General features: G+C 39.3%; 22 protein-coding genes. 4 read left to right on the forward strand and 18 right to left on the reverse strand.

The features are described from left to right. Nucleotides 1–216 precede the first annotated feature (216 nt). Nucleotides 217–2853, forward strand: a complete 2637-nt coding sequence (locus AADJ06_RS01120; protein WP_341224546.1) for a HEAT repeat domain-containing protein — start codon at nucleotides 217–219, stop codon at nucleotides 2851–2853. A 119-nt stretch (nucleotides 2854–2972) separates the two neighbouring features. Here the strand turns inward: AADJ06_RS01120 and AADJ06_RS01125 are convergent, their stop codons facing one another. The 4 genes from AADJ06_RS01125 to AADJ06_RS01140 form a co-directional block, all read right to left on the reverse strand. After that, on the reverse strand, nucleotides 2973–3386 hold the full coding sequence (locus AADJ06_RS01125) for a GxxExxY protein (protein ID WP_341224547.1): 414 nt from the start codon (nucleotides 3384–3386) through the stop codon (nucleotides 2973–2975). Nucleotides 3387–3425: 39 nt separating this feature from the next. Further along, nucleotides 3426–4220: a polysaccharide deacetylase family protein gene (locus AADJ06_RS01130; RefSeq protein ID WP_341224548.1), complete on the reverse strand. Its 795-nt coding sequence runs from the start codon at nucleotides 4218–4220 to the stop codon at nucleotides 3426–3428. 46 nt (nucleotides 4221–4266) lie between these two features. After that, on the reverse strand, nucleotides 4267–7089 hold the full coding sequence (locus AADJ06_RS01135) for a PVC-type heme-binding CxxCH protein (RefSeq protein ID WP_341224549.1): 2823 nt from the start codon (nucleotides 7087–7089) through the stop codon (nucleotides 4267–4269). A 346-nt stretch (nucleotides 7090–7435) separates the two neighbouring features. After that, entirely contained in the window at nucleotides 7436–8056 is a 621-nt protein-coding gene (locus AADJ06_RS01140; protein ID WP_341224550.1) for a DUF1080 domain-containing protein, read from the reverse strand. A gap of 125 nt (nucleotides 8057–8181) precedes the next feature. Here AADJ06_RS01140 and AADJ06_RS01145 point away from each other — a divergent pair, with 125 nt between their 5' ends. Continuing rightward, nucleotides 8182–9033 (forward strand): SPFH domain-containing protein, encoded by an 852-nt coding sequence (locus AADJ06_RS01145; protein ID WP_341224551.1) that lies wholly within the window; start codon nucleotides 8182–8184, stop codon nucleotides 9031–9033. A 9-nt stretch (nucleotides 9034–9042) separates the two neighbouring features. Then, nucleotides 9043–9222 (forward strand): Arc family DNA binding domain-containing protein, encoded by a 180-nt coding sequence (locus AADJ06_RS01150; RefSeq protein ID WP_341224552.1) that lies wholly within the window; start codon nucleotides 9043–9045, stop codon nucleotides 9220–9222. Between the two features lie 13 nt (nucleotides 9223–9235). On the opposite strand, the gene AADJ06_RS01155 is transcribed toward AADJ06_RS01150, so the two are convergent. The 11 genes from AADJ06_RS01155 to AADJ06_RS01205 form a co-directional block, all read right to left on the reverse strand. Then, a complete protein-coding gene (locus tag AADJ06_RS01155) occupies nucleotides 9236–10552 on the reverse strand; it encodes a glycosyl hydrolase family 28 protein (RefSeq protein WP_341224553.1) in 1317 nt (438 codons plus the stop codon). Between the two features lie 128 nt (nucleotides 10553–10680). Continuing rightward, on the reverse strand, nucleotides 10681–12219 hold the full coding sequence (locus AADJ06_RS01160; RefSeq protein WP_341224554.1) for an SDR family oxidoreductase: 1539 nt from the start codon (nucleotides 12217–12219) through the stop codon (nucleotides 10681–10683). 67 nt (nucleotides 12220–12286) lie between these two features. Beyond that, on the reverse strand, nucleotides 12287–13990 hold the full coding sequence (locus AADJ06_RS01165) for a hypothetical protein (protein ID WP_341224555.1): 1704 nt from the start codon (nucleotides 13988–13990) through the stop codon (nucleotides 12287–12289). 217 nt (nucleotides 13991–14207) lie between these two features. Further along, complete coding sequence (locus AADJ06_RS01170) at nucleotides 14208–14792, reverse strand: CHRD domain-containing protein (protein WP_341224556.1); 585 nt, start codon at nucleotides 14790–14792, stop codon at nucleotides 14208–14210. 157 nt (nucleotides 14793–14949) lie between these two features. Beyond that, nucleotides 14950–16026: a hypothetical protein gene (locus AADJ06_RS01175; RefSeq protein ID WP_341224557.1), complete on the reverse strand. Its 1077-nt coding sequence runs from the start codon at nucleotides 16024–16026 to the stop codon at nucleotides 14950–14952. Between the two features lie 52 nt (nucleotides 16027–16078). After that, nucleotides 16079–16666, reverse strand: a complete 588-nt coding sequence (locus AADJ06_RS01180; RefSeq protein ID WP_341224558.1) for a hypothetical protein — start codon at nucleotides 16664–16666, stop codon at nucleotides 16079–16081. 36 nt (nucleotides 16667–16702) lie between these two features. Beyond that, nucleotides 16703–17728: a Gfo/Idh/MocA family oxidoreductase gene (locus AADJ06_RS01185; protein ID WP_341224559.1), complete on the reverse strand. Its 1026-nt coding sequence runs from the start codon at nucleotides 17726–17728 to the stop codon at nucleotides 16703–16705. 14 nt (nucleotides 17729–17742) lie between these two features. Continuing rightward, nucleotides 17743–18993: an MFS transporter gene (locus AADJ06_RS01190; RefSeq protein WP_341224560.1), complete on the reverse strand. Its 1251-nt coding sequence runs from the start codon at nucleotides 18991–18993 to the stop codon at nucleotides 17743–17745. Nucleotides 18994–18995: 2 nt separating this feature from the next. Continuing rightward, entirely contained in the window at nucleotides 18996–20405 is a 1410-nt protein-coding gene (locus AADJ06_RS01195; RefSeq protein WP_341224561.1) for a four-carbon acid sugar kinase family protein, read from the reverse strand. Then, nucleotides 20392–21042 carry a cyclase family protein gene (locus AADJ06_RS01200; RefSeq protein WP_341224562.1) on the reverse strand — a complete coding sequence of 217 codons (651 nt, stop codon included), beginning with the start codon at nucleotides 21040–21042 and terminating at the stop codon, nucleotides 20392–20394. The genes AADJ06_RS01195 and AADJ06_RS01200 overlap by 14 nt, the downstream gene beginning before the upstream one ends. Continuing rightward, nucleotides 21043–22101 carry a tartrate dehydrogenase gene (locus AADJ06_RS01205; RefSeq protein WP_341224563.1) on the reverse strand — a complete coding sequence of 353 codons (1059 nt, stop codon included), beginning with the start codon at nucleotides 22099–22101 and terminating at the stop codon, nucleotides 21043–21045. A 153-nt stretch (nucleotides 22102–22254) separates the two neighbouring features. Between AADJ06_RS01205 and AADJ06_RS01210 the strand changes: the two genes are divergently transcribed. Beyond that, nucleotides 22255–22890 (forward strand): GntR family transcriptional regulator, encoded by a 636-nt coding sequence (locus AADJ06_RS01210; protein WP_341224564.1) that lies wholly within the window; start codon nucleotides 22255–22257, stop codon nucleotides 22888–22890. A gap of 3 nt (nucleotides 22891–22893) precedes the next feature. Here AADJ06_RS01210 and AADJ06_RS01215 read toward each other — a convergent pair whose 3' ends face one another. The 3 genes from AADJ06_RS01215 to AADJ06_RS01225 form a co-directional block, all read right to left on the reverse strand. Next, nucleotides 22894–23304, reverse strand: a complete 411-nt coding sequence (locus tag AADJ06_RS01215) for a PH domain-containing protein (protein ID WP_341224565.1) — start codon at nucleotides 23302–23304, stop codon at nucleotides 22894–22896. A 127-nt stretch (nucleotides 23305–23431) separates the two neighbouring features. Then, complete coding sequence (gene proC / locus AADJ06_RS01220; RefSeq protein WP_341224566.1) at nucleotides 23432–24235, reverse strand: pyrroline-5-carboxylate reductase; 804 nt, start codon at nucleotides 24233–24235, stop codon at nucleotides 23432–23434. A gap of 12 nt (nucleotides 24236–24247) precedes the next feature. After that, nucleotides 24248–24712, reverse strand: a complete 465-nt coding sequence (locus tag AADJ06_RS01225; RefSeq protein ID WP_341224567.1) for a GNAT family N-acetyltransferase — start codon at nucleotides 24710–24712, stop codon at nucleotides 24248–24250. Between the last annotated feature and the right edge of the window lie 5 nt (nucleotides 24713–24717).

A 24717-nucleotide genomic window follows, 5' to 3' on the forward strand; every position in this document is an offset into this window, starting at 1 on the left:
ATTTTCCAAAGTACTTAAAACATCGACCTAGTGCCTTGCTTTCTGTAGGCAATCGTTTGCACTTGCCTGTATCATGTTGTTTTTTAACTATTTAGTAGATTTTTGGAATGTTAAGGCCTTACTTTTCTTTTCCTATGGCTTTGAACCATTAAAACCTATGCACCAATAGTTTTATCTTTGATTTAAATTAAATGCTTTAGCAAATACCCTCTTACAATGTTTAAAAACTATTTAGCCCTTTTTAGCCTTTTGGCTTTGTTCTCCTGTTCAAAAAATCAAACTGCTGATGTACAGGAACTGACCGAATATTTCACACCAGCCAGTTTTGACCCTAATACTTTTGAGCCTGATAGCACGGCTTTGGTGATGGAAAATATAGCAGGACCAGATGTGGTTCCTAGCCCAGCCTGTTTAGCGGTGCTGCCTACAGGTGAAGTTTTTGTGGGTGTTGATATGATGGGTTCTTTAGGAAAAGAGCCAGGAAAAGGAAGTATCGTAAAACTAATTGATGCTGACAACGACGGCACTTACGAGCAGCATATAGAATTTGCGAAAGCAGATAACCCAAGAGGTATTATGGCCGTGGGAGATGAGGTTTTCGTACTTCATACTGTTTTTGACGAAACTACTGGAGAAGCCGCTAGAATGGATTTAGTAGTTTTTGAAGATAAAGACCAAGATGGCGTAGCCGATGGCCCATCAAAACCTCTCATAAAAAATATTTGTTCGCCAGAATCATTAAGAAGCAGAGGAACAGACCATGCTACCAACGGAATTCGAATGGGAATTGACGGTTGGATTTATGTGGCAGTTGGCGATTTTGGTTTCTACCAAGCAGAAGATGCTACGGGTAAAAAAATGACCATGCTTGGTGGTGGAATAGTGCGTGTAAGACCTGACGGTACAGAAATGGAGGTTTACGCTCACGGAACACGTAATATTTATGATGTGGCTATTGACCCATTTATGAATATTTATACCCGAGGAAATACTAACGATGGCGGTGGCTGGAACATTCGTTTTATTCACTACCTGCAAAGTGCCGAATTTGGTTATCCTACCTTATTCAAAAACTTTACAGACGAGATTATTCCTGCTCTTAAAGATTTAGGAGGAGGGTCTGGTACAGGAAGTTATTTTATGGATGATGACCGGTGGCCAGCAGAATATAATCATGTGCCAATGATGGCAGACTGGGGTAAAAGCCAGCTTTACATTCACAGAGTTACTATGGATGGCCCAACTTTCACACAGGCCGACGAAGAGTTTATTAAGCTTTCGCAAATTTCTGATGTAGACGTGGATGGCTCAGGAAGAATGTTTTTAGCCGCATGGGACGGAGCAGGTTATAAGGGGAATCCTGATATTGGATATGTAGTAAAAGTAGTTCCTAAAGATTGGCAATATGAAGCTTTCCCAGATTTGAAAGCTGCTTCTGTAGCAGAGTTGGCGGAGCTGTTAAAAGCAGGAAACTCCGTAACGCGTTTTCATGCTCAGCAGGCTTTATTAAAAAGACCACTTGCTGAGGCAGCCGCAGCTGCTTTAAAAGTAGCAATTGATAAAACGTTATCCTTACAAGTACGTGTGGCAGGACTTTATACTTATGCTCAGGCTGCTTGTGGTGACGGTGTAGCAGAATTATTGAAATTAAGTGAGGAAGATAAGATGCGTGAGTTTGCTTTACGTGCTTTGGCAGATAGAAAAACCTGTTTGGATGCTGTGCCAGTCAAACCATTTATAGACGCGGTGGAAGACGCAAATCCTCGTGTAAAAGCTACTGCAATTATAGCCTTGGGTAGATTAGGAAAGGAAGAAGCAGCTGAAACCTTATTAGAAATTCAGGTGCCAGCATCTGCTAAAATACCAGAAACAGGTACGGAAGGGCCACATGCTACACCAAATTCGGAGATTGTGCTGCCTCATTTAGCAGTACGAACTTTGGTGAATCTAAATGCCGTTGATGAAACTTTGGAAGCTCTTGATAGCAATCCGAAACTAGCTTTATGGGCTTTGAAATACATGCATGACACCAAAGTTGTAGATGGTTTAATTGCCGCTTATGATGATGCGGAAGATAAAGAGGCCGTGTTAAGCACGCTTGCCAGACTTTATAATATTGAAGCTCCTTATGACGGAAGCTGGTGGTGGAGTACCAGACCAGATACGCACGGGCCATATTATAAAGGCATTACTTGGGAAGGTTCAGAGGCTATAGAAGCCTTCTTATTAAAAGAAATGGAAGCCGCTGGTGAATCAAAAGCAGATTTCTATGCTTGGTTAAACGACCGCAACAGAATGGGCATAGCTGCCTTAGGAACGGCTGTGGTAGAAGAAGCAGAAGAAGTAGTAAACAAAGTAGATTTTAACGCTATCAAAAACAAGAAAGGCCAAGTAGGAGAGGCATCAATAGAAGATGTGATACTGGCCATGGGAGAGATTAAAGGTGACGCGTCAAAAGGGAAAGCATTATTCTTAAGCCAAGGCTGTATAGCTTGCCACAGTGTAGAAAAAGGACAAGTGATGAAAGGACCGTTTATGGGGCAGATAGGCTCTATCATGAATCGTGACCAGATTACAGAGTCCATCTTAAAACCAAATGCGTCTATTTCGCAGGGTTTTGCATCTTTCATGATTGAAACTAAAGATGGCGGCTCTTATATGGGTTTTGTAACGGCAGAATCTGCTGATGAGTTAACCATTAGAGATATAGCCGGAAATGCTACCAAAGTAGCTAAAGACAATATCAAAAGTCGTGAAGAAATGGAAAATTCCATGATGCCAGCTGGCTTAGCGAACTCCCTTTCTTATGAAGAATTAGCTTCTTTAGTGACTTACCTTCAGGGGAATAAGTAGAAGAGCTGAGCTCTGAAGTTTTTAATTGAGCCTCTGATTAATTTCAGAGGCTTTTTTGTTTGTTGGTAAGCAGATTCGCCGAGAATAGTCTTAACCTCTGATTTTTTTGATTATTGGATTTACCTGATTTTTCGTTGTGCCGCTTGTTTGAATTTGGAATTGATTAGTCTTTTGAATTCTAAACTTTTTGTACCAAAGTTTAATGAAAGACCAACTTCCAAAACATAGGCTTCTAAATAGTTTATGGCTTGAGCTAAGTGAACGTCTTCTGTTTTAGTTACAGCTTTAAGTTCAACAGAAATGACATCTTCCACTAAGAAGTCCACTCGCCTAGTTCCAATATGTTGTTGTTTGTAGAAAATAGGCATTTCATGTTCTCGGCTAAAACGGATGCCATTATCCGCAAATTCTATTTGTAAAGCTCTTTGGTAAATCACTTCTTGAAAACCATTTCCCAAGGCACTATGAACACTCATGGCACAGCCAATAATCTTAGATGTTAAATCAGAATATTTATATTTCTCGTTAATCATTTAATCAACTTAATCATAGTGCAGACAGTTGCTTCCCAATCACTCCAACTCCCTATTCCCCCTAACATACTCCGTAATCTCACCTACAGGTGCTACCCATATTTCAGGAGTTTCGTTGAGGTATTGTAGGAGCTTTTCTAGGGTTTTGGTTCTTGTGGTTTGAGGGCCGTCTTTGTTGATTTCGTGACCTGCTAGTACCAACCAAAGTCCATCCATTCTGGCGGTTTCTATCAAGGCTAGTATCTCCTTAAAACTTTTTCCGTCCATTTCTACACCTGTTAGTTGAGCTAGGTCGCAAAAGGCTGGGTCGTTTGCTACTTCATCAAGCCATGTTCTGCCGGATTCGAAATTTCTCGAGATAATGGGTACATAGCTTTCTGTTTCTGTTCCACGATTTATAAATGTTTGACCACAAGGGTATGCGAATTGCGTGGGTGTAACGCCTAACATTTGAAACAGTTTTTCATTGGCAGCTTCTAGTTCTAATTCCATTTTTTCTTCACTATAACCTTCTAAGGCATTTTTACGTGCCCATAAGAAATTACCAGAACAAGGATGGTTATAACTATGGTTTCCTATTTCGTGACCGTCTTTAACTGCTTGTTTCCAGCCGCCTAATTCATCATATACAGGGCCAGGCAAAACATAGAACGTGGCTTTGGTGTCGTACTCATTTAAAATAGCCGTTCCTATTTGCACTTGGCTTGGTCTGGCATCATCCCAAGTAAGGCTAATTGCCATTTGTTTTCCTTCAGGCCATTTAAAGTCTTGCTCTTGTGCAAGAACATTTAAACTTAAAGAACAAAGAAATAGAATGATAAGGCTTTTTGACATTTTGTAATTGGTTTAGAGTATGGCTAACAAGTTAGCCAGTTTTTATTTAATTCAATAGCTCTTTCATCAACATCATCTCAGCATGGTGCTGATGAGAATCAGATTTTGTCCATTTTTCATAAAGGTTTTTAAGAACTTGTTTGGAGGTGGTGCTATTCATAGCAGCCACGCGTTTTATCATATACTTTAGGAGGTTTGGCACTTTGGCTTTTTCGGACAAATCTAATGCTTTACTAGCATCTAATTCTGCCAAAGGTTCTATACAGTACCAGTACATTAAGGGTAGGTTATGGTCGTCGGCATCTTGTTCTTTTTGAATAAGTATTTCCATTGCTTTCCATCTTTCTTCAGGGGCTAGTCGCATCATAGCAGATGTAAGATAAAGTCGTACCAAGGGTGATTCGTCTTTCTTAGCTATATTTTCAAAAAGCTCTAAAGTGGTTACGGAAACTGTTTTTTGCTCTGTTAAGAGCTGGATAGCCCAACTTCTGAGGTTTTCATCTTTGTGCGTTAGCAAAGCATTTAATTCTTCTTCCGAAATTCCATCAGTTACATGAAGCGTCCATAAGGCTCTTAGCTTTCTGCTTATATCAGGATTGGTTTTAAGAATCTCCTTCAAAGCGGCGTGCACCTCCGGGCTTCCGCCTCGCTCTTGTAAAAGCGTACGGGCAGTTCTTACATACCATTCGTTTTCGTGTAATTGATAGTTTACCAGTTCCATGTCGGTAGCTTTAGACAAATCCACTTGCACCCATTGGTCGCCTTCGTAAGCAATTTTGAAAATCCTTCCTAAACTCTTGTCGTGCACATCAGGGTTTGGGCTGTGACATTGGTTTTGGTCGTACCAGTCTATGGCCCAAACAGAGCCGCTGGCATCATACTTAAAATTCAGCCACTGCGACCAAGAATCATTCATGGTGATAAAGTCTTTTTGATGCGAAGCCAAATAGCCAGAGCCATTCCTGCGGAGTTCATCCACATTCATTTTGGCACCATTAATATTATTCATGAAGATGTTATTATGATACTTTTCAGGCCAATTACTGCCGCCTAAATATATCATAGCTCCAGAGTGAGCATGGCCACCACCAGCAGCTGCCGACCTGAAATTACCAGCATGAGGGCCTCTATCACCCAAATAATGCACATGGTCGCCTATGGTTTTGATGTCGTCATAGGTGTAAGGGTTAAAATGAGTGTGAGCCTGTCGCTGATACCTGGCTCCTTGAATAACATGAAACATGTGCGGAATAACACAGACCGTAATAAATGGATGTCCGTAATTATTGAAATCTAATCCCCATGGATTACTAGTGCCATGAGCAAATACCTCAAACTCATGACGCGTAGGATGATACCGCCATACACCTCCGTTAATTTTGATTCGGTCGGCCTTTGGTGTGTTTGGTTTTCCAACTTCAGAATGTGTAAAAAGGCCATGAGTACCATAAAGCCAACCATCTGGTCCCCAATGGAAACTGTTTAGCACTTCATGGGTGTCTTGTGTTCCCCAGCCATCTAATAATACTTGTGGAGGTTCAGTGGGTTTATCTGTTTCAAAATCTACTGGTACAAAAAGAAAATTAGGGGCAGCTCCTAACCAAAGACCTCCCATGCCAATTTCAATACCACTGACCAAGTTTAGACCGTCCATGAAGATTTTCTTTTTATCTAGTGTACCATCGCCATCGGTATCTTCTAATATCAAAATCCTGTCTTTCCCTTCACCTTTTGGGGCGGGAGTAGGGTAGGTGTGAGCTTCCACCACCCATAGTCTTCCTTTAGGGTCAATCGTAAAACAAATAGGTCTGATAACATCTGGCTCTGATGCAGCCAGCTTTATGGCAAAACCTTCCGGAATAGTCATGGCCTTAACAGCTTCCTGTCCTGACAGACCAGAATTAAGGATAGGGTCAAGCGGAGGCATGACTATAATGTCCTCTTGGTTTAGTTCATTCGGGAAGCTTGGTCGCTCTGAATAAAATAGGAAATTGTCAAAGTTGATATGAGCCCATTTGTCTTTTCCTATGTAAGAGATAGGCGATACGCCCGTTTCATTATCAATAATTCTGATAAACATTTCTTCTCTAAAGTAAGACCGTAAATCCACAACCACAGGCTGCAAGTTTGAGCGGCCTTGTCCTGTTGAACTAAAGATTATTTCGTCATTATCTTTCAATACTAGTTCTACCCGTGTGTCTGCCAATGCACCTCCTGAAATGCTAAAAGCAGCATAAGGCTCAGTAATTAGAAATGAGGTAGAAGTTAAAGTGCCTTTTAAATCGTGATGCTTTGAACCACCGCTGCTTATAAAGTATTTGCCTTCGGCACTAAGAGCCTTGTCTTCTTCATAGATTCCTGAAGTGTTTTGAGAGAATATGGGTTCTTTAAAGGCTGCACCTTCCGCTGTCCAATCTTTTAGAGTACCAGTTTCAAAGTTTAGATTCAGCGGTTTCCCATCTTTTGTTGGATAAATTCCTGCGATAATTGCTTGTTTCAGGCTTCCTTCTACTACTTCAAACTTCCCTACCATTCCTGCTGCTTTATGGCCAGGCACTGTACAGAAATAAGTGTCGTTTTCTACTGCCGTGAAAGTGATGCTGGTGCTACTTCCTTTTTCGTTTAAAGTGCTACTTTTAATGCCTAGTTTTTCCATGGCAATGTCATGGGTCATGGTTTCAGCATTGGTGATAGTAATACGTACCACATCTCCTTCGTTTGCTTTTAACGTTGGGTTTCTGGTGCCGTCTTTAGCAAAGTAGCCTAGCATGGAGGCTTCTAAAAAGTAGTCGCGGTCTACTTTGTTTGACTGAGCGTGTAGTTTTGGGATTAGTAGGAAAAGGGAGAATAAGAGGATTAGTTTTTTCATTTTATAGGGTTGAATATATTCTGGCTACTTAATATATAAAGTTTTATTTTCTTTGAATTAGATAGCTTTACGTGTTTTGCAAGCTAAAGAGAATTCTTATTCTTGGCTGTCTTGCCAGACGGGCATTCATCTTTTTTTGAAAAAAGACGAACCAGAAAAAACATCACCCTACAAACTCACATAATCAAAAGACTTAAGCCTTTCCAGTTGTTTTATAATATCATAAATCGAGCCTTTTGACAATGTTCAAACAGTGTAGGGCTTTATACCGAATATTGATTTTTTATGCACATTGTCCTAAACCAAACATCAAGCACCGGACATCTATCACCAGACAGCCAACAAATCAAAGTCTCTCAATATAAATATCCTTAAAAGCGGCTTCTGCTTTTCCTCCTCCGTGAATTTGCAAACCTATTAAGCCGGACTGTGGAATGGTGTCGTCTTCTTCGGTGTAGTCTATCGACTCGTGACCATTAATGTAAAGCCTGATTCGTTTCCCTTCAGCTTTTATTTCATAGTCGTTCCAGTCATTCATTTTTATCCATGAAAGTACTTCTGTGGAGTCTGGAGCTATCAGGGTTACATTTCTTCTAGATTCGTCGTAAAGACTTACCCAGTATTTATCGCCATAGTCGGCTTGGTAGCCAGTCATTTCATAAGCAGGGTCTTGGAGTCTTTTACTTCTGAATTGAATTCCAGAATTGATAAAGCCTTCTTCTCCCGTGAGTTTTATTTTGAGTTTCAAATGGAAATTGTCGTACTCATTTGTGGTACATAAAAACTCATTATTTGGGACGGTTTCATCTAAGCTACCGCCAATAATTGCACCATTCTCTATTCGCCAAGTGTTCAAAGTGTCGCCTTCCCAGCCATCAAAGGTTTTGCCATTAAAAAGTGAGGTTGTAGACTCCTTCTCGCAAGCCATTAGTAAAATTATGCCACACAGGCTAAGTATTGTTTTCATAGGGTATTGTTTGGGTTTGTTAAAGTTAGTAGAAAATCGTTTTAGATACACTTTTACCGTTCATCATTTTTTTCGTTCTATGAAATTATTTTTCACTATCATTGTGATATCAAAATGATATTACAATGACAAAAGAACAAAACTTGAAGCCATTTAATGGCTATGTATTTATCGGTATTCTGTTTGCCCTACTTGTGCTTATTGCTGTGGCGTTTATTTCTTTAAAGCACCCTGCGGTATTGGTGTTGGTAATATTGGTTCCACTAATTATTAAAGGTTTTTTTACGGTCAATCCGAATAGCTCCAAGGTGATGGTGCTATTTGGTGAATATAAAGGCACCGTGAAGGCTAATGGTTTCTTTTGGGCTAATCCATTTTTTACAAGACAAAAAATATCGCTCAGAGCAAGAAACTTTGATAGTGAAAGAGTAAAAGTTAATGACAAGGTCGGAAACCCAATTCTTATCAATGTGATTTTGGTATGGAAGGTAAAAGATACCTATAAGGCCGCTTTTGATGTAGACCATTATGAGGAATTTGTAAGAGTGCAGACTGATGCAGCCGTTAGAAAATTGGCGGGCTCTTTTCCTTATGATAATTTTGAGGCAAATGATGCAGAAATCACTTTACTATCTGGCATGACCGAGGTTAATGACGCCCTAGAAAACGAAATTACTGAAAGGCTAGAAATGGCTGGAATAGAGGTGATGGAGGCAAGAATTGGCTATTTAGCTTACGCACCAGAAATAGCAAGCTCCATGTTAAAAAGACAGCAGGCTGTGGCTATAGTGGCAGCTAGAAAGAAAATAGTGGAAGGTGCTGTAGGTATGGTGGAAGACGCTTTAGAGAAGTTAAGCCATGATGGTATTATAGATTTTGATGATGATAGAAAAGCTACTATGGTGAGTAATTTAATGGTGGTTTTATGTGGAGATAAAGAAGCGACACCGGTGATAAACACGGGCTCCTTGAACTAAGCTAGATGCATGAGTAAGAAAAAGACATTCGTTTTAAGAGTAGAACCAGAAACTTTCAAGCAGATTGAAAGGTGGGCTGATGACGAATTTCGTAGTGTGAACGGACAGCTAGAATGGATAATTAATAAGGCCTTAAAAGATGCTAAAAGATTGAAATCAAAAACCACTCCTCCTAAGCCAGAGGAGTGATTTTTATAGGTTTTTACTTTATGTTTTCTCCATTGACTAAAAGGTTATTGACGGTTAAACCGTCAATAATACTTTGGTCAAAAGAGGCATTCTTAGTTTTGACTTTCATGTTTTCAAAAGTGAAATTTGATAGCTTATCATGTTCTGTGATAGCCACATCAAAGAAAATATCACAATCAAGTTTAATGTTTCTCATGGTGATATGGTCAGAAAAAGAAAGTGGCACTTCGGCTCTGCCTTTCAGGTCAAAAAATTGAGTCCATGGTTTTACATAGATTAGGCTTCTAGCTTGTCCTTTGATGTTTTCTACCGTTATATATTCATAACGCTGTGGGGTATCTGGTCTCATTTTAAGCCAAAGTAATCTTACAGCTTGGTCTACTTTACAGTTTCTCATCACAATATTCCTGTTATGAATAGACTCGCTGCCACAGGTTAAAGCACCATGACAGAAACCAAATTCACAGTCTTCAATAATTATATTGCTATTTCCTCCATTGTTTGGCACCAAGTCTGCCCATGGTCCTTTTCCTCCTTTCAGAGCAATGGCATCATCATTTACCGCCATGTAACAGCCTTTCACGAGCACATTAGAGCAAATATCTAAGTCAATTGCATCTGTACTGGGAGCTTTAACGGGTTCATGCGGTGAAGAAATATGAACATCTAAAACCTTGACATAATTACACTGATAATAGTGACTGCTCCAAAATCCAGCGTTTTGAAGTCGCACATCTTGTACTTGAACATTATCACTGTTCCATACAAAAACTAAGCGTGGCCTTGAGACTTCAAGGTTGGTGCATTGAGGATTTTCTTTTCTTCTTTGCCAAAAAGCCTCCCAAAATTTAAGACCATTTCCGTCTATGGTGCCATGCCCAGAAATAGTAAAGCCATCTACATTATAAGCATTTACTAGAGCCGCAAAATAATCTAGGTTTTGCCCTTCCATTCTAGATGGAATTTTGGGGTAATGGCTAATGTCATCAGAGCCCTTTAGCTTTCCACCTTCTACTACGTGCAGGTGAGTGTTAGCCTTGAAAAATAAAGCTCCACTTAGGTAAGTTCCTTTAGGTATGATGATTACGCCACCACCTTCTTTGTGAGCTTGGTCTATGGTTTTCTGAATAATAGCTGTTTGAAGTTCGGTGCTATCGTTTTTTGCACCAAAATCTGTAATTGTGAAAGTTTTGCCTAAATCGGCTAATTGCACTTTGGAGTAATCATGAAACCAGGCAGGAATTTCTGTACCATCTGGGAAAAGGTCTTGAGCAAAGGAGTTAAAAACAAAACCTAAAATGCTTAAAGCTATCAAGCAGACTTTTTTCATATAAACGGGGTTTGAATAATTTAGCCGCCAATATATGGAATTGTTGTTTTAATCCCGTCCTAGACTTTCTTCTATAAGCAAATGAGACTCCTAAGAAAGAGAGTAAAACTGTTTTTGTAATACTAGTTTTACCAGTCGGTCGGCTTATAGTCTTTCAGAAACTTCCCGCACCAGTGTTTTCCAGTATTTATACCATCAAAGAGTGGGTCTAATACTCTGGCAGCACCATCAACTATATCTAGCGGAGGTTGAAAATCATGTAAGTCTTGCTTTCTCTTGGCTAAGAGTGCAGGGTCTTCGTCAGTTACCCAGCCAGTGTCAACGGCGTTTGTGTAAATACCATATTTAGCAAAATCTGACGAGGAAGTAAGCGTCATCATGTTCAGTGCCGCTTTTGCCATGTTGGTATGTGGATGCCTGTCTTCTTTATGCCATTTGTGAAATTTACCTTCCATGGCAGAGACATTGATAATGTGTTTCATGCCTGTGTTTTCCTTTTTCATGATATTCACCAAACGGTTACATAGGACAAAAGGAGCCACAGAATTCACCAACTGAACCTCCAACATTTCATTGGTGTGAATTTCACCAAGTTTGAGTCGCCAGCTGTTGGTTGTTCTTAAATCCACTTGTTGTAAATCAGCATCTAATTGACCGACAGGAAATACCTCTTCCGTAGGTAAAGTATCATCTATACTGTAGGGAATTTGCGAAAGCTGAGCAGATGCACTCAAACCAATTCCTAATTGTTTTCCATGCCAACTTACGGGTAAGTTCTTTTGCTCTTTATCAGAGAAAGTACTGCTTAACGTTCTCAATTCACTTAAACAATCATTATGGTCTGAAAGTAGTTTTTGAGCTAAAAGCGGGAGTTCAGCAGTAGGCAAGGCTTCGTTTGCCATCATGTGATGGTAAAAGCCTGCTGGTCTTCTGACGGTTTGGGCAGCATTATTTATTAAAATATCTAGTCGCGAATAACGCTGTTCTATGAAATTACAGAATATCTCTACGCTAGGAATATGCCTAAGGTCAAGCCCATGGATTTTCAATCTATCGCCCCATTCAGCAAAATCAGGCTCTTTAGCAAAACGCATAGCGGAGTCCACGGGAAAACGTGTGGTGGCTATTACAGTGGCACCGGCACGAAGCATAATAAGCGTGATATGATAGCCGATTTTTAAGCGAGAACCTGTAACCAGAGCAAACTGTCCTGTAAGGTCCGCTGTTTGAAAACGTTTAGCATAGTTGAAATCACCACAGTCAGGACACATGGTGTCATAAAAATGGTGGAGGGTGTCAAATGACTCTTTGCAGACGTAGCATTGTCTAGGTGTATCCAGTTTTATTTGCTCTGTTTCTTTACCCGTAAGGGCTATCATTTTAGGAGCAATGAAGACACTAGCTTCTCTTGCAGACCGAATTCCAGTCGTTTTTCTGGCTTCTTTGTCTTTCTGTTTTAATCGTTTTTTATAGAGTTTTTTTGCTTCCTTTTTACGCCTAGAAAGTTCTTCCTTATCAGGCAAAGCAAAGAGTCCAGCAGCTTTTATTAGTGCTAGTCGCTTTTCTTCTGGAATGTCAATAATTTGACTGGTATTGGCATTAAGGTTTTGTAAAACTGCCAAACACTCGTCAATTTGCTTTTGACTTAACTTTTCTACTTCGCTCATTCGTTTTTCTATTGAAAGGCGAAATTACGGTTAAAAATTAAGGTTATGGAGGCGACTTTAAATTGATTTACCTTGCTAAAGAAGCTTTTAATTCAACATCCGCCGTAGCCCAAGCCTTCTGAAACTTTTTCTTTGTAGCTAAAGCTGCCTCTTCGTCTTTAAGGTTTTCATAGGCGGAGGTAAGACCATTTAATGCCCAGCCATTTTTTGGTAAACGCTTTAAATCTTCCTTGTAGGTAGCTACGGCTTCATTATACATTCCCGCCTCTATTTGCACAGCTCCCAAATGATGTCTCACAGAGAAAAACCAATCAGGTGGTTCATTATAGTTTAAGTTGTCTTCAATAATGACGGCTTTGCTGAAGTGTTCAATACTCTCTTTAAAATGACCTTGCTTGTTAAGTAACTCACCATGGAGTACATTCTGAGCTACCTTTACTAAATCATATACTGTGTTAATGTCCCAAATGGTGATTTCTTTTAGGCTTTCTAGGCTGGCAATTTTGTTCAAAGCGTTTAGTTCTTCTCTAGCTTTTGAGTTTTTGCCTTTACCTAAATATGCCATTCCTTTGGCATAATGTTCTATTGCTTTAGGGTAGTTTAAACCTTCCGCCTTATTCGTCAATTTTAGTATTTTATCCCATTTTCCAAATTTGACATAAACGTAGTAGGGAATAGTATAATAATGCTGAATGGTTCCCCAGCCCGGTTCTTTCATGAGCAGGAGATTGGCATTTGCTGCCACTGCATCGGCAGCATATATAGCCATTTTACTATTTCCTTCTAAAGTGGCCGTAGCTGCCATGAAGTGTTGATTGTGTGGGAAATAAGAAAGAGGATATGCTCCTTGTGCATGGCAGGCGGTAACATAACTACTGTCTACTGCGATGGCCTGAATATTAGAGAGCGTTCCTTTATGGTAATCGCCAGTTCTAATGTAAATATGAGAAGGCATATGTACCAAATGGCCAGCATTTGGTACCAAACCGTCGTCAAAAAAATTGGCACTTTCAAGGGCGTTTTCTGGATTAGGAGAAGCTTCTAGAGTATGAATATAAAAATGATGTGCTCCAGGGTGTTTTGGGTCAATTTTTAAAGCATTTTTTAAGGCGGCTAAAATATTAATTGTCCATTCTTGTGGGTTTCCAGAAGGAGTCCACAAGTCCCAAGGGTGTAAGTCTAGGACAGATTCAGCATAGAGGCTAGCTATATCGGCATCGTTTGGATATTTAAGGTAGAGAGAATCCATGGCGATAGAATATGCCTTATCAAATTGGCTTCTGTCATCCACAGGAGAGGCTACATATCTTTTGGCAAGAGCATTTATTAGGTCAGTTTCTTTTTGAGGTGTTTGTAGATTTATAAGTGCTTTAGCCTTTTGAATAGCCAAATAAGCTCTTTCATAGTTGTCGGGCTCCATGCCAGCATTATAGTTTGGTCCTAAGACATAAGCAAAACCCCAATGAGTCATGGCCGCCGTGCTATCAAGTTTTGAAGCATAATAGAAGGAGCGAGCAGCTTCGGCATGATTGAAGCCATAGGCAAGTACTAAACCTTGATTGAAATACTGTTGGGCTAGTTCATTGTTCGTAGAAATAGGGAAACTTAAATCACCCATTCCCTCAAAGAGTGGTGCTTTATTATCCGAAGTGTACCAGTCGCTGTCGGTCACTACGGGAGCACACATGGCCACGTTTTTCTGTTTTTCGTTTGTTTCAGTACAGCCGAATAGTATTATTAGTGATAGAAAGGAGAATAAAAATGGTTTCATAGAGGCTATAAGAAGGCTTAATGAATTAATAAATCACTCACAATATGAAGACTTTACTGCAATTTACCTGAAAGGTTTTATAATACGGTGTGGATTATCATCATAAGCGAAATCATGTTTCAGCTTTTGTGATTTTGATATTTGAATAAAAAAAGTGGATTAAATTGAATGATATTTAATCCACTGATTTGGAAAGCTTTTATGTCAATTCCGTTTTTTAAGGACAATCTAATGATGTGGCAATTAGTATTCCTGCATCACTTATTTGTATTCTAAAGCAAGAGCCATTTGGTGATTTTAGTATTACACCTCTTGTGCTATCTTTTACAAAAAAATCGCCAGACGCTACTTCTAGCTCTTTACTGGCAGCAGGAGGAGGTAGCGTTAATGCTAATTGACCTCTAATTTCACCGCCACCATTCGTTGTAGAGTGTAAGTTGATGTATACATTTCCAGCTATAAGGTCTGGTTCATCCATTTCATCTACCGTAAATGTGCCAGAAATAGTTCCTGAGCTGCTTCCTGTGGTAGGAGCAAGATTAATGATAACTGCACCATTTGTACCTGCTGGAGCCTTGTGTAAATGCGAGGCTGTAAGCGTTCCTGTTAAATTTGAGTACGGGACGGTTATTGTAATTTGATTTGTGCTAGAGTCATAAGTCCCTGTCAAAGTACCCGAACCTTCCGTTTCAACCGCCGGAACCTCATTTGCCCCGTTGATAGTAGCGGAAATGTTATAGGTTTGAGCCATGACTACGGTGCTGACAAATATTAGTGTAAATAGTAAAGATATTAATTTCATATTTCTGGTTTAGGTATAAATATTTTAACAATATACGTTCTATCAGGCAAGCTTAGACAATTATAGACTCATAATATAGAAACATGGGAAACGTTTAACACAAAAAAGGCAACCTAGGTAAAACCTAAATCACCTTTTTGAATGCAGAAGAGTGCGTTTACTCCTGCGTAATTTCTTTCATTTTATTGAAGAATGATTTCTTTCTTTCCGATGAAATAGCCCAGTCTACAGGTACACTTTGGAAGCCATTTTCAAAACCTTCGTCTTTCATTCTGAAATCAAAATAACCCCAAGACACGTACTGTTTAGTAGCGGTAACAAAATTGCAGGTGTCAGACTCGAAATTAAAATGGTCGTCTTCGTTTATGACAATAGGCTTAGGCGTTTTAACCACGTCTTTTACCCTTTCAATAAAGCTTAGCATTTTAGTTTGTGTTTTCACACCGTTACCATGAATCAGAATAAAGTCAGACACATCGGCGACTTTTTGACTTGGTACAGTTCCACCGCCAAAACTAGTACTAACTAATAATCTATTTCCGTTTATTTCGGTGTCTTGCACGCGTTTTATAAGTTCATGTACACGTGCCACTTTAAGTATTTCATGGTCGTATTGAATGTTACTCTCATTGTTTAGTTCTACTAGGATGTTTGTGTAACCGTGTTCCAGAATCCATTTGGTAATATTGTCCACAGCGTTTATTACGGCAGCCTCATCATCTAAGAACTGGTCTTGACCAAAGTAGAAATAACCAAGAATTACTACCATATTTAGTTCATCAGCCTTGTTCAGAATACGCTCTAGTCTCGCCATGTAATCTGCTTTTAGTTCACCTTTTGAATCAAAAGTGGTGTTTATCCAACCCTTGTTTCCATATCCTAAGGGGCTTCCTCCCTGAAGATTTAGTGTAAAGGCTGATAAACCATGAGCTTTCCAATCAGACATAGCTGCAATAAACTCATTTGTATTTCTGTCGGCATCCCATGTTTTGGTATCTGGGTAAACAAAATTATCCTGCGTTTCAGGATTGGTATCATCAAAAATCCCCTGCACCATTCTAGAATTAAAGAGTAGTCCTTCTATTTTTTGACCTTCCCACTCCCTGCCTTTATAGGTGAGTTCGTCATTGATTAAAAACTGGTTTCCCGTAATACTAACTTTAGTGCTCTTTTTGCTGTCTGCACAGGAGAAGAAGGCTATTGGAAGAAGAAGTAATAAAAGTAATTTTTTCATCGATTTTTATATTAATTGGGTTGGGAGATAATTGATATTAAAGTTATTTTAATTAGTTCACTGGTTCTTGATATTGGCTTGTTAAAGCAAACTTATCAAAAGCAAAACCATCTTCTCTCATAGAAAATTGGATGGTATGTTTCCCTGGTTTCTTTATATCTAGGAATATTAGTTCAGGTTCGCCGCAGTGGGTTTCTTGTGTTCTTTGTTTGCTGGCCCAGGTCCATTGGTTTTTACCTTCGCACCATTGCATTCTTTTGCCAGTTTCGGGCCATGTGCCGTCTATGCCAACATGGAGCCCATTGTCTTCACTGCCAGACGAATACGCCTTTACCCATACATAATACTTACCCGCTTTTTTGATGTTGACATCATAAGACAAGACGGAAAGGCCTGGCTCTGGACTAAAGTTAACACCATGTATAAGTTTATCATCATGGGTTACTCTAGTATCTGGTAATAACTTCATATAGGCTCCACCACTTGCAGAAAGAGCTATATCGCTTTCATCTTCTATTTTGGTCCACTGACGAAGTTCGTTGTTAGTTTGAGTTTTGAAGTTTTCAGCTTCTACTTCTATGTAATCGGCTTTTTGATTGGCAAATGTGCCAAATAAGAATATTAGATATATTAGTTTCATTTTTAGGGTTCTTTTGATTTGGTTGAATAATTATATTTATAGGTCAATTTCTTTTCTTTTCTCTGCACTTAGATAAATGGCTTCTTGCACTTGAAGGTTTTTCAAATAATCATTGGCATTGGTTTCAAAGTCATTGCCAGATATAAGGCAGTCTATAAAATGCTTTTGAGTAGCGTAAACACAGTCAGAAGAGAAGTTTTTGTCTTCATGTTTATAGGCTATTTGGGTTTCATCTTGCCCTAGCTTTTTTAGGTAAATGGAGCCGTCTAATTCCAGACGAATAGAACCTTCATTCCCGTCAATTAGCATTTCGCCAAAAGTATATCTTGGATTTTCGCTGTTGGATTCATTGTAGCGGTTTCCGTCAAAAACACCTTGGCAGCCATTCTCAAAGTCGAAAAGAATAAGACCGCTGTCTTCCCCAGCAATGTTTTTATTAAGCTTCCTTAGTCTAGAATAAACGCTTTTGATGTCGCCAATTAGAAACCTAAAAACGTCTACAAAGTGAATGCCAGTTTCATGAATTAGTAGCTTTGGCATATTTCTAAAATAAGGCTGTCTTTCCGCATAGGCGTTTTTTGTCCAGCCATCACCCAAACGCATTCTATGATTGATAGAGAAAATCTCGCTCCCAATGGCGTTTTGCTCTAAAAGCTCTTTTATCTTTCTATACCAAGGCTGAAACCTGAAATTTTCATGAATCATGAATTTAGTTTTAGATGCATTCATGGCAGAAATCAGCTGTTCAGATTCTGAAAAACTAGGCGATAAAGGTTTCTGACAGATGATGTGTTTTCCTTTAGCCGAGGCTTCCATACACAGACTTAAATGGGTGGCAGGGGGTGTAATGATATCTAAAATATCAAAGGATATATTCTCATAAAGCTCCGCGGTTGAGGCGAAAACTTGCTTTACATCAAATTGGTCCGCCAAGCTCTGAGCCTTTGAGATGTCTAGGTCACAGATAGCCACAAGTTCTACCTCTGGCATTCTCTTCCATGCCTCTACGTGGTATTTTGAAAAATACCCTGCACCCACACATACTACTTTAAAACGTGTCATTAATCTTAATTACTTTAATAAGCCAAACCTTGGTCAGCTTTGGTTTTTGACCATAAATACATGGCTATTACATTTAAAATGGCTGCTATGTAAAAGAAAGAGTCTGATGAGCCCGTCCATGCTGCCAAATACGGGAATGCAAGAGCAGTAAGAAATGAGCCAATGTTTCCCGCCATATTCATAGTGGCAGATGCCGCTCCTGAGCTTTTTTTGCCAATATCTACACAGAGTGCCCAAGATGGTGAAATGGTCATATCTACACCTAAAATGGCTATACTTAGCATAATTACGGCAGAGAGGGGAGTGGTCATAAAACTACATCCAATAAGGCCGACAGCTGCCATTCCAAAACCGATGATGGCTGGTAGGCTCCGTGATTTATTCCAGTTTCCTTTTGAATAAATTCGGTCAATAGCTGCACCGGCTATCCAGTTGCCAAATGCACCAGCTATAAATGGAGCTATGGCACACCAGCCCGCTTCCATTGTGTTTAGTGAATAGGTTTCTTTTAGATAAGGGAAGAGCCATGTAAGAGCAAAGAAATTAGTGAAGTTGCTACTGAAATACTGCACTATTGCAATTTTCATGTTCTTCGATTTTAATAGCTCTTTTAAAGGTACTTTTGACGATACGCTTTCATCTACTTGCTGGCGTCCCGTTAAAATTTCGGTCTTTTCGGCATCGCTAATTTTTGCATGTTCTTCCGGTAAATCGCGAAAGGCCATCCACCATAAAACAGCCCACGCTATACCCACCACACCTAAAATAACAAATGCGTTTCGCCAGCCGTAAGAGGTAATAAGCCATGCTACTAAAGGCAGGGCAAATGCGGCACCAATTCGTGAGCCTGAGAAATTTAGTCCCAAAACCAAACCTCTTTCTTTTAATGGTATCCAAGAAAAAACCGCTCTAGACATGCTAGGGAATGCACCAGCTTCGCCAGCTCCAAATAAGAACCTTACACTTAATAATGAAACGGCATTCCAAGCCGCACCAGTGAAAGCGGTAAAAATAGACCAAATAGAAACTATACTGGTTAAGACTAATCTAGGGCCATGTCGGTCAGCGAGCCTGCCAGATGGAATTTGGAAAAGAGCATAACCTAGAGCAAAGGAAGATAGTACCCAGCCCATGGTTTTGTCGCTTAAGCCAAGGTCTGTCCCTATGGCGTCTTTTGCCACAGAAATGCATACACGGTCAATGTACAAAAGGAGGGATAAAACAAACATCCCAACCACCACATAATGCCTTCCTTTAAATTTCATGCTTACGCTTTTAATATTTCAATAACTTGACTAAGTCCAGTTTCATCTCCTACGTTTCCTGGGTAAACTATAAATGGCATGTACGGAAACTTGCTTCCCTCAAATGTCTTCCAAACGGGCACTCCTGGAATCATTTGACCCATAACCATTGCTCGTTTTAATCCAAGACTTTTTGTTGCCAAGTCGCTTGAAGTGATTCCACCTTTCCCTATCACGTACTTTGGCGTAACTTTTAGTGCAGCTACTATATCTGTTAAAAAAGTAGATACTATAGAGCCAATATTCAGATTGGCTTCTTTTTCAGTGGAGCTTATTAGTTTACGACTGGTGTATAAAATAACATCTTTACCTACTGAAATAAGATTGTCAATTTGCTCCGCAAAATCTTGAGAACCTTTTCCAGTATTGTTCAATAGAGCTTCAATGTCAATTTCAATTGATTCTATTTTAACGTTTGCCAAAACATGAGCTAGTTGACTTGTTGATTTTGGCACGTAAGAGCCCAAAACAGTTAAACCGCCATTTTTGGATTCTAAAGGCAAGTCTTTATTCGATATTAATTTAGGTTTTTGGCTAGCTAAAGCTGCAATTAACGAGGCCGCAGACCTAAAGAATGGATAAACATTGGATGAAAATATGCAATAGATGGCTTGATTAAGGTCATCATAAGAGGCAGCATTTATAATACAGACATCGCCAGACTGAAATTGATTAATTTTCTTTATGGTTTGGCCGCTTGATACGTTTTGTAATTCATCCAGAGAAATAGTGTGTATTTGCGTGTCTTCTATTTCCGAATTATACTTTTCTTTTATCCAATCTTTAAGGTTGCTAGATTTAAAACCAAAGACTTTGTCTTGAGCAAAAGGCGTATTTGCTGCAGGTATCATTTGCTCGCCTTCACGTACATAATGGACATTGTCAATGGTGTATCTTCCTCCTTCAAAAAACGCAGGAACTATAAAATGAACACCTTTTTCCTTTTGAAATACCTGACTTAAAACGTTTATTTCTAGAGGGTAGTGCCCTCTTAAAGTGCTATCAGAGCGACTGATTACAAGGCAGTTTTTGTTAAGGTCTTCTTGTACATTCTTTATATTTCTAGCTATTTCTAAACCAAGTATTTCAGCCTTTTCAGCATTTAAAGCTCTAGAATTGGTCAGAATGTAGAAAAGCTTTGTGTCGTTTAAAAGTTCGTTTGCTAATAGTGTTTCAGACCATTCTGTCAATACCGGAATGTCATGAACCGTCTGGGTGCCAGTAGGGTCATCGTCTAAAACTATGATAGCATCAAAAGCCTCATGCACTTTTGTACTTAATTCTTCTTTTGAATAAGAAAAATGAGAAGCCTTAAGGCCTTCAGTAAGTTGATGATATGTAAGTACGTTTTGTTCCAATTTATCTTTCTTCAAAAGCGATAACTCTGGCTGGAGCACCGTCTCCGTTTTTGATTTTTAAGGGCAATGCAATTAAAAAAACACTTTCCGATTTGATACTGTCTAACTTATTCAGGCCTTCAATAATGGTGACATAGCCACCTAATAATATTTGATGGATTTTGGTGACTTCGGCAAGGTCTTCCACATCTGCAACAGATAAGGGCTCTACGCCTAGCATTTTTACTTTGTGCTTAACGCACCAATTCGCCAATTCTTCACTTATTCTAGGCAAGTCTGGTTTGAAATTGGAGTCTTCATACATTTTCGACCAATCAGTTCGAATAAGCAAACTATCTCCGTTTTGGAAATTACTTAACTGACTGATGACATCTTCCAAAAGAATTAATTGTTTTGGCTTTGTGACCGAAACATCAATTATCCACGCCTTACCCATAAACTCATCAGGGCTATACTGGTCAATGGTATGTTCGCTCACACCAAAGTGAAAGGGAGCATCCATATGCGTACCAGCATGAGAATAGATGCTAAGGGTTTTTGCATTCCATCCATTAGCAGAGAGGGTGCGAGCAGGTTGGTCTGAATAACCCGCTATTTTCTCATCAAATGTATGCGTGAGGTCATGGATAATATATTTGCTTAGGTCAAACATCTATGCGTTTAAAGCAGCTATGGTGGCTTTTGTCATTTCTTGCGTAGAAGAGTCGCCTCCTAAATCTTTTGTTTTTAAACCAGATGCTGTCATTTTATGTACGGCTTTCATTAAATCTGCTGCGGCCTTGTTTTCTCCTAAATGCTCAAGCATCAAAGCCGCGGACCAAAACTGACCAATTGGGTTAGCAATGTTTTGACCGGCAATATCTGGAGCAGAACCATGAATAGGCTCAAACATAGAAGGGAAATCACCTTCAGGGTTTATGTTTCCCGAGCCACCTAAGCCTAAACTTCCCATAATGGCACCACCCAAGTCAGATAAAATATCCCCGATCATATTGGTGGTAAGTATTACATCAAAGTATTCAGGATGCAGTACAAAACTTGCAGAAGCGTTATCTACATACATTTTTCTGTATTCTACATCAGGGTACTCTTTTGCCACTTCTTCAATAATTCTGTCCCAGTAAGCAAGAGAATTAATCAGCGTATTGGATTTCGTTACATTGGTTAAGTGTTTCCTTCTTTTTTGAGCTAGTTTGAAGGCATAATGTGCTACCCTTGTGGTACCTGCTCTGGTAAACATGCTGGTGTCAGTAGCAAAACCTTCTGGACTATCTGGATACATTTGACGCCCACTTTGTACAAACTCCCCTTCGTTATTCTCACGAATAATTACAAAATCAATATCCTCTTTTCCTTTATTTGCCAAAGGACTGGCAATGCCATCCCAAAGGTGAACGGGTCTTAGATTTACGTATTGTTTGAACTGCGTTCTGATGTAATTAGTAAACAATTTAAAAGGAAGCGTATCGTCAACTTCTGGAAGCCCAACCGCTCCAAAATAAATGGCGTCGTACTTTTTCATGGTCTCTAAACCATCTTCAGGTAAGAAACAACCATGTTTTTGATAGTGCTCTGCCCCAAAGTGATACGTGTCTGAAGTGATGGTAAAACCGTGCTTTTGAGCCACGGCTTGCAATAACTCCATGCCTGCAGGTACTATTTCGTTGCCAATACCGTCACCATTAACAGCTGCTATTTTGTAATTTTTCATTATTTAATTTGACATTAAGAACTTAAGAAGATGCTATCCTTTCGGGATATCATGTGACAAACCTATGTTTTTGCGTTTTGAATTCAAAATACAATTTGATATTTTTTGAAAAGATGTAATTTGCATCCTTAAATAGAAATAGAACCTTTTAGCGTGGAGCACTTAGAACTAGTAGACCGTATATATTCAGAGGTGAAACAGATGATTTTTGACCAAAGGTTAAAACCTGGGGAGAAAATTATTCAAGAGAAAATTTCAGCACAATTAGGAATAAGCAGGAGTCCATTGCTTAAAGTTTTGCAGCGTTTGCAAAATGAAATGCTGGTGGAAAGTATTCCAAGGCGTGGTATGTTTGTCAAATCAATTGACATTGACGAGCTGATTGATATTTTTGAATGTAGAGCGGTATTGGAAGGTTTGTCTGCCAAACTTACGACGGAGCATATTGATGCTTCGCAAATACAGAAACTAAAAGCCTGTTTTGAGCCATTTGTTGGGAATGAAAATATTGATTCTGAAATCTATGCGGAGGCTGATAGGAAGTTTCATGCCTACATTCTAGAATGGAGTGGCAACAAGGTAATAGCACAGTTAGAAATGCTTAGCAATGTACATTTAAAGGCTTTTCAGGCTGGTCTTTTACGCAAGCCAGAACAAACGCTCAAAGAGCATTTGGCTATTATTACGGCCATGGAAGAAAAAGATGCTGAAAAGGCGGAGGTTCATATGCGAAATCACATTCTAAAGTCACTGGAAGCGTTTAGAGCTAAAAATACTGGGAACGATTAACTTTTAAGCCGCTAATGAAATATCAATTTCTGGATTGATTTTCTTAAGTTCTGCTATGAAAGCAGAGCGTTCCTTCGGCGAAATCAAAACAGAATCAAATTTGCCATACGACACCTCTATTCTATCGAGTGAAAGGGCAGGGGAGCTTAATATACTTTTACTTGGTTTAATAGATTTTATGCTGCCAATTGGGATATTGATGTTTACAATAAACCCAGATTTGACAATCAGGTTATTCTCTGTAATTCGGTAAGAAGTGCTTGCGTACAAGTGAAACACAAAGGCACATGTAAGCAGCATGATTAGAATAGTTGGCCAATTTTGACCCATTATAGTCATAATAAGCGAGCCAAGTAAAATGAGGGCAAGAGGAACAGCAAGTGACCAGCTAATTTCAGATTTATAAGTTTTCATATTTGACTACGATTTTCTTATAAATTTACAAAATAAATTAGATAGATTTCGCTCAGAAGGTACAGCATAAAAAAACATGGTCTCCAAAAGGAACCATGTTTTTTCGTTTAAGTCTATAGTCTGAATTCTAAATCTTACTCAGCTCAATAGCCCTATCATAACAAGCGATAGCACCTTTCTTAATACCTTCTCTTACGTTTTCATCATCAAACTTATTCAGAGCTGCACGGGTGGTTCCACCTTTTGATGCTACTCTATCCATCCATTCGGTAGGGGTAAAGTTGCCTTCTTTGTATTGCTGTACAGCACCTTCAAAAGTCTGAGTAACTAAGAGTTTTGCGGTAGCCTCGTCATAACCGTAATGCTCTGCGGCGTCCATCATGGCTTGCATGAAATAGAAAATATAAGCAGGTCCACTTCCGTGAATGGCCGTAGAGGTATTGATATCGTCTTCTTTGTCCAGTTTTAAAGATTTCCCGGTAGAGCCTAATAGTTTTCCCATTAGCTCTTGTTCTGTTTCAGAAACTGCAGTGGCAGCGAAAAAGGTAGTCATACCCAAACCAAGCTGTGCAGGAAGATTTGGCATAGCCCTCACTACTTTTTCTAAACCCAATGCGTTTTGCATACTATCAATGGTCACACCAGCCATTACAGATATAATAAGCGTATCTGATTTGACAAGTGGCTTCATTTCCTCAAAAAGCCCATCTTTATGCTGTGGCTTTACGGCCACCATTATCATTTGAGCTTGTGGAACGCAGTCGGTTAATTCTTCAAAAACTTCAAAAACACCATCGGCTCTTAGCTCAGCCAATTTTTCTGGGCTTTTGTCCAGAATCATGATTTTGTCGTCTCCTAAAATCCCGAAATCGTTAATGGCTTTGGCATAAGTCAAACCCATATTTCCGGCTCCAATTACTAGTAATTTCATATAATATAATTTTTAGTCCAGGCCGAGTCTCATTTCTACAATGAGTTTCTCAAAACCTGCTTTTTCATAGGCTTTTATAGCAGCTTCGTTTTCGGTGTAAACGGTGAGCCTAGTCTCCGTAATACCATGAGCTTTTGCCCAGTTTTTCAACTCCGCTATAATGCCTTTATTAATTCCCCTTCCTCTAAATTCTGGTTTGACAAACATGAAACCGAGGTAGGCATATTTTTCATGTTTGAAGTATGGCTTAGCATCTCTAATGATAACACTCGCCGAGCAAACCACCTCATTGTCAATAGTTCCTACTATCACTTCCGCATCTTCAGCTTTAATTAGCTCACCTAAGTCATAATAGCTAATATCTCCTTCTTTTAGGGTGCTATTAAAAGGTCGCTCTGCCTTGATGATACCTTGTTCAAAACCTTTCAGGGTTTCCAAATCTTCTAAAATGGCTGGTCTGAAAATGACTTCGCTCATAATAT

Source organism: uncultured Arcticibacterium sp. (genome assembly GCF_964021845.1).
GTDB lineage: Bacteria > Bacteroidota > Bacteroidia > Cytophagales > Spirosomataceae > Arcticibacterium.

What these genes read in the sequence shown, in the direction of transcription:
- proC (WP_341224566.1), bottom strand. Translation starts at nt 24,235, where the DNA reads ATGAAATTACTAGTAATTGGAGCCGGAAATATGGGTTTGACTTATGCC.
- AADJ06_RS01175 (WP_341224557.1), bottom strand. Translation starts at nt 16,026, where the DNA reads ATGAAAAAATTACTTTTATTACTTCTTCTTCCAATAGCCTTCTTCTCC.
- AADJ06_RS01165 (WP_341224555.1), bottom strand. Translation starts at nt 13,990, where the DNA reads ATGAAACCATTTTTATTCTCCTTTCTATCACTAATAATACTATTCGGC.
- AADJ06_RS01185 (WP_341224559.1), bottom strand. Translation starts at nt 17,728, where the DNA reads ATGACACGTTTTAAAGTAGTATGTGTGGGTGCAGGGTATTTTTCAAAA.
- AADJ06_RS01170 (WP_341224556.1), bottom strand. Translation starts at nt 14,792, where the DNA reads ATGAAATTAATATCTTTACTATTTACACTAATATTTGTCAGCACCGTA.
- AADJ06_RS01125 (WP_341224547.1), bottom strand. Translation starts at nt 3,386, where the DNA reads ATGATTAACGAGAAATATAAATATTCTGATTTAACATCTAAGATTATT.
- AADJ06_RS01190 (WP_341224560.1), bottom strand. Translation starts at nt 18,993, where the DNA reads ATGAAATTTAAAGGAAGGCATTATGTGGTGGTTGGGATGTTTGTTTTA.
- AADJ06_RS01205 (WP_341224563.1), bottom strand. Translation starts at nt 22,101, where the DNA reads ATGAAAAATTACAAAATAGCAGCTGTTAATGGTGACGGTATTGGCAAC.
- AADJ06_RS01130 (WP_341224548.1), bottom strand. Translation starts at nt 4,220, where the DNA reads ATGTCAAAAAGCCTTATCATTCTATTTCTTTGTTCTTTAAGTTTAAAT.
- AADJ06_RS01150 (WP_341224552.1), top strand. Translation starts at nt 9,043, where the DNA reads ATGAGTAAGAAAAAGACATTCGTTTTAAGAGTAGAACCAGAAACTTTC.
- AADJ06_RS01215 (WP_341224565.1), bottom strand. Translation starts at nt 23,304, where the DNA reads ATGAAAACTTATAAATCTGAAATTAGCTGGTCACTTGCTGTTCCTCTT.
- AADJ06_RS01200 (WP_341224562.1), bottom strand. Translation starts at nt 21,042, where the DNA reads ATGTTTGACCTAAGCAAATATATTATCCATGACCTCACGCATACATTT.
- AADJ06_RS01180 (WP_341224558.1), bottom strand. Translation starts at nt 16,666, where the DNA reads ATGAAACTAATATATCTAATATTCTTATTTGGCACATTTGCCAATCAA.
- AADJ06_RS01160 (WP_341224554.1), bottom strand. Translation starts at nt 12,219, where the DNA reads ATGAGCGAAGTAGAAAAGTTAAGTCAAAAGCAAATTGACGAGTGTTTG.
- AADJ06_RS01155 (WP_341224553.1), bottom strand. Translation starts at nt 10,552, where the DNA reads ATGAAAAAAGTCTGCTTGATAGCTTTAAGCATTTTAGGTTTTGTTTTT.
- AADJ06_RS01135 (WP_341224549.1), bottom strand. Translation starts at nt 7,089, where the DNA reads ATGAAAAAACTAATCCTCTTATTCTCCCTTTTCCTACTAATCCCAAAA.
- AADJ06_RS01140 (WP_341224550.1), bottom strand. Translation starts at nt 8,056, where the DNA reads ATGAAAACAATACTTAGCCTGTGTGGCATAATTTTACTAATGGCTTGC.
- AADJ06_RS01225 (WP_341224567.1), bottom strand. Translation starts at nt 24,712, where the DNA reads ATGAGCGAAGTCATTTTCAGACCAGCCATTTTAGAAGATTTGGAAACC.
- AADJ06_RS01120 (WP_341224546.1), top strand. Translation starts at nt 217, where the DNA reads ATGTTTAAAAACTATTTAGCCCTTTTTAGCCTTTTGGCTTTGTTCTCC.
- AADJ06_RS01145 (WP_341224551.1), top strand. Translation starts at nt 8,182, where the DNA reads ATGACAAAAGAACAAAACTTGAAGCCATTTAATGGCTATGTATTTATC.